Below are 9,820 nucleotides of genomic sequence, written 5' to 3'. Positions count from 1 at the left end.
CGCCACCGACTTTGCCCTGTGGAAGTTCAGCCCGAAGGACAAGAAGCGCGCCATGGAATGGGACAGCCCGTGGGGCGTTGGTTTCCCCGGCTGGCACATCGAATGCTCCGCCATGGCCATGAAGTATAATGGCCCGACGCTCGACATCCACTGCGGCGGTACCGACCACATCCGCGTGCACCACACCAACGAAATCGCCCAGAGCGAATGCGCCAACGGCGTTCCGTTTGCACGTTTCTGGATGCACGGCGAATTCCTGCGCACCGCCAGCGAAGAAAAGCTCGAAGACGGCACGACCGAACAGAAGTTCGGCAAGATGAGCAAGTCCAGCGGCGAATTCTTGACGGTTTCGCTCCTCATGGACCGCGGTTTCAATCCGCTCGACTACCGCTTCTTCGCCATCGGCAGCCACTACCGCAACTACCTGAACTTCACTTGGGAAGCCCTCACCGGCGCCAAGGAAGCCTTCAAGAGCTTGCACAAGAAGACGGACCCGCTCATTGGCAAGGCAACCGCTATCACAAGCGAAGCTGCCAAGGCTTTCCAGAACGAATTCAAGGACGCTATCGGTGACGACCTCAACATGCCTCGCGCCCTCGGCATCATGAACACGATGCTCAAGAGCGATATCGACGACGGTGAAAAGGCCGCACTCGTGATGGACTTCGACAAAATCTTTGGTCTCAAGCTTGACCAGCCGCGCGAAGAATATGCCAAGAAGGGCGCCAACGACGAAATCGATACCGCCAAGATCGAAGCATTGATCGCCGCCCGCAAGGAAGCACGTGCCGCCAAGAACTGGGCCGAAAGTGACCGCATCCGCGATGAACTTGCCGCCATGAACGTGGTCATCAAGGACAGCAAGGAAGGCACGACCTGGAGCATAAAGGAGTAAGAGGTCTGAGGTCGGGCCTTACGGCCCTTTGAGGTATGAGGCACGAGGCTGAAAATCAGGTCACTGAGGCAGCCGAAGTGCCGCCGGCCTCCGTTCCGGCAACTTCTGTTTTTGTCAATCCAACCTCCGTTCCGACATCTTTTGATTCCATCATTCCGGCCTCCGAGCCGGAATCTTTTTTTATAAATTTCCCTCGATGATTTTTTTGCTGGTGGTCATATACGTTGCATTTATTGGACTCGGCCTCCCCGACACCATACTCGGAGCCGCTTGGCCCTTAATGCATCTAGACCTTAAAACACCGGTTTCTGCAGCAGGCGTACTTTCCATTATCGCCTCGCTGGGGACAATTGTCTCCAGCCTTTGCACGCCGAAAGTTCTCCGCATTTTTGGCACCGGAAAACTCGTCGCCTACAGCATCGCGCTTACCGCAATCGCCTCCATCGGTTACGGGTTTGCGGACTCGTTCAACGTTCTTTGCCTTTGGGCAATCCCCATGGGCATTGGCGCAGGAGCCGTCGATGTGGCGATGAACAACTTCGCCGCAGTTTATCTTGAATCCAAGCACACGAACTGGCTACATGCAAGCTGGGGCATCGGAGCTACACTCGGACCATCGCTCCTTTCGTTATCGATTTTGACCGGTGGCGGTTGGCGCGGGGCTTACGAATATGTCGCCGCTGCTCTCGCTGCAATTTTCGTACTGATTCTTATTTCACTCCCGCTTTGGAAAAAAACGGAAGCCCGCGGAGGACTATCGGAAAACGTCACCATCCAAGCAAAATCACCCGTAAACGCGCCGCACATCAGCATTCGCGAAGCGCTCCGGGTCCCGGGAATGAAGCTTTCGTTCTTCACATTCTTCTTTTATTCTGCACTGGAAATTTCAACAAGCCTTTGGTGCGGCACCTACTTGACCGCATGCGGATTCAAACCCGAAACAGGCGCCCTCTGCGTATCGCTCATGTTTGCATCCGTGATGATTGGCCGCATCGCAAGTGGATTTTTTGCGATTAAGTTCACCGACCATCGCTTGATTTACGCCGGGATTTTCATCGTATCCGCAGGTTGCCTTGTGCTTTCGCTCCCACTTCCGCTATGGATGCAGCCCGTTTGCATTTGCCTGCTCGGCCTCGGTTGTGCCCCTGTTTATCCATCACTAATTCACGCCACCCCCGCGCGTTTCGGTGAATCGCTATCCAGCCAAGCCATCAGCATCCAGCTAGCCGGTTCTTACGTGGGCTCCATTTTGATGCCACCCGCATTCGGTCTCGTTGCAACCAAATTCACAGTCCATCTTTGGCCTATTTCGCTTTCGATTTTTGTCGGATTGTTACTTTTGTGCGTGTGCCTGCTGGACTACGTAACGTACAAGAAACTGAACAAATCTTACGCCCGCGAACGCGTCTTCGACATTCTTCACGAAGTTTCCATGGAAAGTGTTAAACGCGAACGTTTAAAACGCAAGCGCAAAAAGAAACGCTAAGAGGTTTATCATGAATATCAAGCAATTTGTATTCAATCCGTTCGGAGTGAACTGCTACATCCTGAGCAACAGCAAGGGCGAAGCCATTTTGATAGACCCGAGCGTGAGCAACGCCCGCGAACAAGCGGCTCTCGCTGATTACATCAAGTCAGAGAATCTCAAAGTCTGCCGCAATTTGAACACGCACTTGCACCTCGATCACGTTCTCGGAAACGCATTCGTAGAACGCACTTACGGCATTAAGGCTGAAGCCCACAAAGACGACGAATTTCTTTTAGGCGTGCAGAACGAACAAGCCCAAATGTTCGGACTCCCGTGTAACGATTTAGCGCCAGCATTGGGCAATTACCTAAACGAAGGCGACATCGTCGAAATCGCTGAAATCAAATTGCAGGTCATCCACGTTGCAGGCCACTCCCCCGGCGGACTCGCCTTCTTCTGCGAGAATCCTGGCAAGGTCAACGGACAAGACAATGTGCCACCGCTCCTTTTCCCGGGCGACATCATTTTTGCAGGCAGCCGCGGACGTAGCGACCTCTACGGCGGTGACGAATTCGCCCTCGTAAGCGGCATCAAATCAAAGCTCCTCACACTCCCGGCAGAAACCGTCGTATTCCCGGGACATGGGCCAAGCACCACCATCGGCGACGAAAAGGGATGGTACTAACCCTTCGGCAGGCTCAGGGACCTTTGTTATGAGTGAAAACCGCGTGCGAATCGGCTGGATTGACGAATTCAAAGGATTCGTTCTTTTGCTCGTCTGCCTTTTTCACATCGAACAGAATTTCCCCAACGCGCACCTTGGAATGTGGCATTTAAGCGCACTCCGCATGTCCGCATTTTTCTTTATTTCGGGATTTTTATTCAGTACAAAACGTTTCACAAATTTTAAGAGTTACTTTACCCATAAAACGCGAGTCCTGTTAGTTCCCTATCTTTATCTTTCGTTCCTGTTTTTCGCCATTGACCCGGTCGTTTACAACTTCGCGCTCTACCCGAAATCCCCCACGATGATGGTCATGAATACCATTCCCGACATCAACAACACATGGCAATACATCTACTGGAACCTTTCCAAAATCTTTATCGCCGGGAAATCTTCCGTTGGCGCAGGGCCACTGTGGTTTGTATTTACTTTATATTCCGTCAGCTTGCTTTTTTACCTGCTTCACGAGATGTCGAAAAAGCAAGTCCACCCCAAACTTTTTTTCGCCGTGATGTCCATAGAAGGGCTCCTTGGCGGTTGGCTTTTGAACATAAATCACATGCACTTACCGTTCGGTATTGAACGCGACCTCACGATTTTATTCTTCTTCGGCTGCGGATATCTTTGCAAGGAACCCATCAAAAAAATCCACAGCGCCATTTCTGCGAGCGCCGCTCACGCCGCAAAAAACACAGCCATCGTTGCTGCCATCGGAATTGCAAGCTTTATCGCATACGCTTTTTTGGAATCGCCGAGTCCGAATTTCAGCATCATGAATAACGACTTGGGCAAAAGCCTCCCCCAATTTGTCGCAAGCTCCATCACAGGCATTATCGGCCTCATCGCCATGTTCCTACTCGTAAGCAAAATTCCAAACATTGCCCCCATCCGCATTTTCAAGGGAATCCTCCGCAATATTTCCCGCAATGCACTTGTGATTCTTGCAATCCATTGGTGGATTGTCCTGATGCTGCGACTCTTCTTCAGGCCGCAAATCAACCAACCGGGAATCGCCTACATTGCCATCGTCATTGTCGCATTGGGCACCATCGCCGCCATCCCACTTTTCCGCTGCAAACTCCACCGCCTACTCGGCAAAGAAAAAATCAGCGTAAAAGAAAGCCTCTGCATTAGGGAATAATGAAAGACGCCATTGCACGCAATAATAAACGTCATTGCACTTCGTGCATGGCGCTACGCACATCAAATACGAGTCCACAAGTGGCCTCGTGCTTGATGTACTTGCACGTCATTGTGCAAGCACAAGACTATCGACTCGGTCATATCCATGCAAGCATGGCTGCGACTCTCGTCTTAGACGTCATTGCGAGCGAAGCGAAGCAATCTATACACCAAGTTCAGAAAAAAGGTCTTTCCATTGAGGATTCATTGATTCAATCAATGCAATTTTCTTCTTTCTAGACCCACCTTTTATCTTTTTCTCTCTTTCAATCGCATCAACAACCGAAGTATGCTCTTCGAAATAACCTAATTGCGTAACATTGTATCTTGCAGTAAATCCAGAAGTCATTGATTTATGTTCTTGCATACGTTTGACTAGATTCGAAGTCACACCTGTATATAATGTTCCATGCGGTTTATTGAACAGGATGTAAGTGTATGATTTTTCTTGCATGAAAAGAACATACAAAAATTCTTATAGATTGCTTCGTCCTTACAGTCCTCGCAATGACGTAAGAGCCGAGTGATGCAGAAACATGCTTGCATGTCTCTATATCCGAAGCGTTTCTGTCATGCGCTTGCGCAATGACGTTAAAGGCGAGTGCAGCTCGCAATTACAAATAGCTTTTAAACTTCGGCCTTTGTTCCTGCTCCGGCTTTTTCTTGGGCACGTAAATCTTTATCGCATACACGTTAAAGTCCGTCTCAGCAACAATATCGCCTTCCTGCAAGTCTTCGTAGACGTCGATTTCTATTTCGACTCCATCGCGTGCAATGCAACGGATAGAACGAGCCGAGAGTTCCTCGCGCAAAAGAGGAACGTCAACGACCTTCTTGTAAGTGCCGTGATGAGTCGTACCAAGAATACGATTGCAAAGCATAAAATGAAATGTAGAAAAATAGTGGTCAGTAAACAGTGGTTAGTAAACAGGATAAAATGAAAAAGCATTCCTTTTACTATTTTTCCTAATCACTAACCACCAACCACTAACCACTTCTTCATGGCTCGCGCACGTAAGACTATTACTCCTGATCCGTATGCAAAACCGATAGCAAAACCGCTACCGCCTTCCAAGAGTTTGCCCGGAAAACTCAAGCAGTTCCAGGCGCCCACGCGTGCGGATTTCGACCTCGTGAGTCCTTACGGTGCCGCAGGCGACCAGCCCAAAGCCATTGAAGAATTGACCGAAGGTTTCAAGAACGGTGAACAGTTCCAGACGCTTCTCGGCGTGACCGGTTCAGGCAAAACGTTCACGATGGCAAACGTCATCAAGAACGTCGGGAAGCCAACGCTCATCCTCACGCACAACAAGACGCTGGCCGCCCAGCTTTACCAAGAATTCAAGTCGTTCTTCCCGAACAACGCGGTGGAATACTTCGTCAGCTATTACGACTACTTCCAGCCCGAAGCTTACATCCCGCACACGGACACGTTCATCGAGAAAGACGCGAGCATCAATGACGAAATCGACAAGCTCCGTCTGCGCGCAACGGCCAACCTCCTCACCCGCCGCGACGTCATCATCGTCGCTTCCGTGAGCTGCATTTACGGTTTGGGTAGCCCCAGCGAATACTTCGACTTGATGGTACGCATCAAGAAGGGCGACATCTACGACCGCGACAAGATTCTGCGAGACCTTGTCCACATCCAGTATTCGCGCAACGACTTTAGCCTCGACCGAGGCTCATTCCGCGTCCGCGGCGACGTCATCGAAGTGCACCCGAGCTACGACGAAGATGGCCTCCGCATCGAACTTTTCGGCGATGAAGTTGACCGACTTTACCGTTTCAACATTGTCACCGGTGAAGTCATCAAGGAAGTCGAAGAACTTACCATCGCCCCCGCCAAGCACTTTGTCACCAAAGAAGAAAACCGCGCGGGCATGTTACAACGCATCCAGCTTGAACTCACCGACCGCCTCGCCGAACTGGACAAAGAAGGTAAAGTGCTGGAATCGGCACGCCTTTCGAGCCGCACTCGCTACGACATGGAAATGCTCCGCGAAACCGGCATGTGCAACGGCATCGAAAACTACTCGCGCATCATCGAAGACCGCGCCCCGGGTACACGCCCCTTTACGCTCATAGACTACTTTGGCGATGACTGGCTTTTGATGATTGACGAATCGCACGTAAGCATTCCGCAAGTGGGCGGCATGGCCGAAGGCGACAAGTCCCGCAAGACCACGCTCGTGCAATACGGTTTCCGCCTCCCCTGCGCCCTAGATAACCGCCCGATGAACTTTGCCGAATTCGAGTACATGTACCCGAAACAGGTGCTCTTTGTGAGCGCCACGCCCGGCGACTACGAACTCAAAAAGACTAGCGGTGTCGTGACCGAACAGATTAACCGCCCGACTGGACTTTTGGACCCGAAGATTGAACTGTTTCCGATTCAAGGGCAAATGGATGTGCTCCTGTACCGCATCGAAGAAGTCGTGAAAAACGGCGACCGCGTGCTCGTCACGACGCTCACCAAGAAGATGGCGCAAGACCTCACGGAATTTTTCATCGAAGCGGGCATCCGCGCCAAATACCTCCATTCGGACATCAAGACGCTGGAACGCCACGAACTTATCCGCGGGCTTCGCAGTGGCGAATTCGACGTACTCGTGGGCATCAACCTCTTGCGCGAAGGTCTCGACCTCCCCGAAGTGAGCATGGTCGCGATTCTCGACGCCGACAAGGAAGGCTTTTTACGCAACTACAGGAGCCTTATCCAGACGATGGGCCGCGCCAGCCGCAACGTGAACGGCACCGTGCTTTTGTTCGCAGACAACATGACCGAAAGCCTGCAAAAAGCCATCGACGAAACAAACCGCCGCCGCACCTTGCAAGAGGAATTCAACGCCGAGCACCACATCACGCCGAAATCCGTCACCCGCAAGATCGAAGAAGATTTGCGAATCATCGACCCGCTAGAGGATGAATTAGGAGATAGGAATTCGGAATTCGGAATTGATGATGAGTCATCCTGGAGCGAAGCGACGGGATCCAGTGACGATTCCACTGACTTTACCCCCGGCATCCGCCCGATGGAACCGCTGCAGCCGTCAAGGTTCAGACGACAACTGCACAAGGCGAGAGTCGCGACCAACGGAGTTGGGCATGACCGAGCCGAGCAGTTGGTACATGAGCCAACGGCGAATGTACAAAGACGAAAGATGAGCGCTGCCCCCGGCAACCGTCATCCTGAGCAAAGCGAAGGATCCAGTAAAGTCCAGTCCAAGCTTATCGACTTGGAACGTCAAATGAAGGAGGCTGCAGCCCGCCTCGACTTCGAAGAAGCCGCCCGAATTCGCGATATTATACGCTCCATGAATAATTAGTGTATAAAATTATTTACAAGCTTATTACAATTTTCATCATATGTACTAACTACTGGCTTACGTTCCGTAAACAAAATTTTGTATTATAATAAAAAGAAAAATTCTTAGTGCTTTTTTCCCATAATTTGTTTATTTTAACCTAAAGATTACATAGAAAGGGTATTTACAATGAAATCAAAATTCGTCACATCTTTTATTTTTGGTTCAGCACTCACTTTGGGAGCGCTGAGCTTTGTTGCTTGTGGTGAGGATTCAATCAATGCATTACCACAACCCGGTCAGTCGGCAGGAACCAGTTCTTCTAGTCACTATGTTGCGCCTGTTCCCACCGAAGAAACCTTTATTAGCTTCTCTAATTTTACAGCGACACCATCATTCTCGATTATACAATTCGATGGTTCCATAACAATCAATTTTGGCGATACAAATACCATTGCTGACGTTGATGCAGTCCGACTCCAGGACGTTAAATTCGCAATTGTCAAAGCAGGAACAGATATCCTGCAAGGCAAAGTAACTGTATTAAGACCTATTGATTTTGAGAATAATTTCACTGTCACAGCCAACCTCGATGAAATGGGCGTCCGAACAGACCTCGATGAAGACTATACCGAATGTGGTGATTTCGAACTTATAGTTACCGCATTTGCCACTGATGATATTAATGAATCCGTTTCTGAGAAACGCATTCCGTTCACTCGTAGTGAAGAAAAGTGCAGAGAACCGGAAAGTTCATCATCGTCTGAACCCGAAGCAACAAGCGCGCCACTGGATTCATTCCACGTCACAATCGACACCAAGATCCACAAGTGCATTAATACAATAACCAAAGCACCTGACAATGCTGGAGACATTTGCTTCCAGCCAAATTCGAACAAAACGATTGATTTGTACAGCACGACGCTCGGTGTAAAATTCGCACTTTATAACAACAAGAATGACAGAATCATGGCAAATGACTATGACAAGGACTACCATCCAGAAGATCCGCACACTAGTGACTTCCTCTATGTTTCAACGTCATTGGTTGATACATACCCCAACTTCTTTAGTCTCAAGAATAACTTCTTTGTAGCAATTAGCCCTACATACGATTCCTCTTCTGAGGTTGCTACCGGCTTCTTCGCCTTCATTGTGCTAAACTATACAACTCAAGATGCAAACGGCAATCTGTCCATGGATTTGCTAGTCTACACGGGTAAACAAACACCTTAAAGCAAAAAAACATTTTCAAGGCCCTCTTCGGAGGGTCTTTTTTATTTGCATCGTTCCCTTTATGTTACCCCCTTTTTCCCTACATAGCTATACCCAACTTGACCGGGATTCCCCTTAATTACACTCTTCGAGTGTCTTTTGCTAGGCTCAAAAGTGGGCCTGTAAACAGTCCCGTTTCACTCGCCTTACGCAAAAGTTTCTAAAGTTGCGCTCCTTCGGAGCGCATTTAATACGGCTCGGCAATGTCAAAACAACAAGTTGTTTTGACGTCTACGACGTCCGTGGCTTCATCTAGAAAATGCAAAAACAAGTTTTTGCGCTTTCTAGCTTTGCACACTTTTGCCGCTGCGCTCGCCTTTTACTAAATTTGCCGCGTAACATTAAAATGGAGTAAATATGCTCAAGAAACTTTCCAACTTTCCCGGCATCAAGGGCCCGGTCGTAACCATCGTGATGGATGGTTTTGGTATCACCGATAAGGTCGAAGGCAACGCCATCAAGGCTGCCCGCACCCCGACGGTATGCCGACCAACGAAGACATGGGTAACTCCGAAGTGGGCCACAACGCTATCGGTGCCGGCCAGGTGTACAACCAGGGTGCCGCCCTCGTTCAAGACGCTATCGTCTCTGGTGACATCTTCGGCCGCGACGCCTGGAAGGAAATCGCCGGCAACGCCCGCGAAAAGAACACCGTCCTCCACTTCATCGGTCTTTTCAGCGACGGTAACGTTCACTCCAACATTTCTCACCTGAAGGCCATGGTGGCCCAGGCCAAGAAGGAAGGCCTCAAGAAGGTCCGCGTGCACATTTTGCTCGACGGTCGTGACGTGCCGGAAACTTCCGCACTCGATTACGTCGGCCCGTTCGAAAAGTTCCTCGACGAACTCCGCAGCCCGGAATTCGACGTTTGCATTGCTAGCGGCGGTGGCCGTATGCAGATCACCATGGACCGTTACAACGCTAACTGGAAGATGGTGGAACTCGGCTGGAAGACCCACGTGCTTGGC

7 protein-coding genes and 2 pseudogenes are annotated in these 9,820 nt (G+C 50.1%); 7 read left to right on the top strand and 2 right to left on the bottom strand.

Translation table 11 applies throughout. The annotated features are described in order from the left end of the window. The 4 genes and pseudogenes from HUF13_RS16600 to HUF13_RS16585 all read left to right on the top strand — a co-directional run. Positions 1-895, top strand: a pseudogene (locus HUF13_RS16600) (cysteine--tRNA ligase); the annotation flags it as partial. Positions 896-1,091: 196 nt separating this feature from the next. Then, on the top strand, positions 1,092-2,381 hold the full coding sequence (locus tag HUF13_RS16595) for a sugar MFS transporter (protein ID WP_173476143.1): 1,290 nt from the start codon (positions 1,092-1,094) through the stop codon (positions 2,379-2,381). Between the two features lie 10 nt (positions 2,382-2,391). Then, complete coding sequence (locus HUF13_RS16590) at positions 2,392-3,048, top strand: MBL fold metallo-hydrolase (RefSeq protein WP_173476142.1); 657 nt, start codon at positions 2,392-2,394, stop codon at positions 3,046-3,048. A 28-nt stretch (positions 3,049-3,076) separates the two neighbouring features. After that, positions 3,077-4,228 (top strand): acyltransferase, encoded by a 1,152-nt coding sequence (locus HUF13_RS16585; RefSeq protein ID WP_173476141.1) that lies wholly within the window; start codon positions 3,077-3,079, stop codon positions 4,226-4,228. Positions 4,229-4,432: 204 nt separating this feature from the next. Here the strand turns inward: HUF13_RS16585 and HUF13_RS16580 are convergent, their stop codons facing one another. Continuing rightward, complete coding sequence (locus HUF13_RS16580) at positions 4,433-4,723, bottom strand: GIY-YIG nuclease family protein (RefSeq protein ID WP_173476140.1); 291 nt, start codon at positions 4,721-4,723, stop codon at positions 4,433-4,435. A 160-nt stretch (positions 4,724-4,883) separates the two neighbouring features. After that, complete coding sequence (locus HUF13_RS16575) at positions 4,884-5,150, bottom strand: hypothetical protein (protein ID WP_173476139.1); 267 nt, start codon at positions 5,148-5,150, stop codon at positions 4,884-4,886. A gap of 120 nt (positions 5,151-5,270) precedes the next feature. Here HUF13_RS16575 and uvrB point away from each other — a divergent pair, with 120 nt between their 5' ends. The 3 genes and pseudogenes from uvrB to HUF13_RS16560 all read left to right on the top strand — a co-directional run. Further along, a complete protein-coding gene (gene uvrB / locus HUF13_RS16570; RefSeq protein ID WP_304039335.1) occupies positions 5,271-7,598 on the top strand; it encodes an excinuclease ABC subunit UvrB in 2,328 nt (775 codons plus the stop codon). Positions 7,599-7,766: 168 nt separating this feature from the next. Further along, positions 7,767-8,813 (top strand): hypothetical protein, encoded by a 1,047-nt coding sequence (locus HUF13_RS16565; protein ID WP_173476138.1) that lies wholly within the window; start codon positions 7,767-7,769, stop codon positions 8,811-8,813. A gap of 396 nt (positions 8,814-9,209) precedes the next feature. Further along, positions 9,210-9,820: pseudogene (locus HUF13_RS16560) on the top strand (2,3-bisphosphoglycerate-independent phosphoglycerate mutase); the annotation flags it as partial.

Source organism: Fibrobacter succinogenes, from assembly GCF_902779965.1.
Classification (GTDB): Bacteria; Fibrobacterota; Fibrobacteria; order Fibrobacterales; family Fibrobacteraceae; genus Fibrobacter; species Fibrobacter succinogenes_F.
This window is presented reverse-complemented; position numbering and strand designations above follow the sequence as displayed.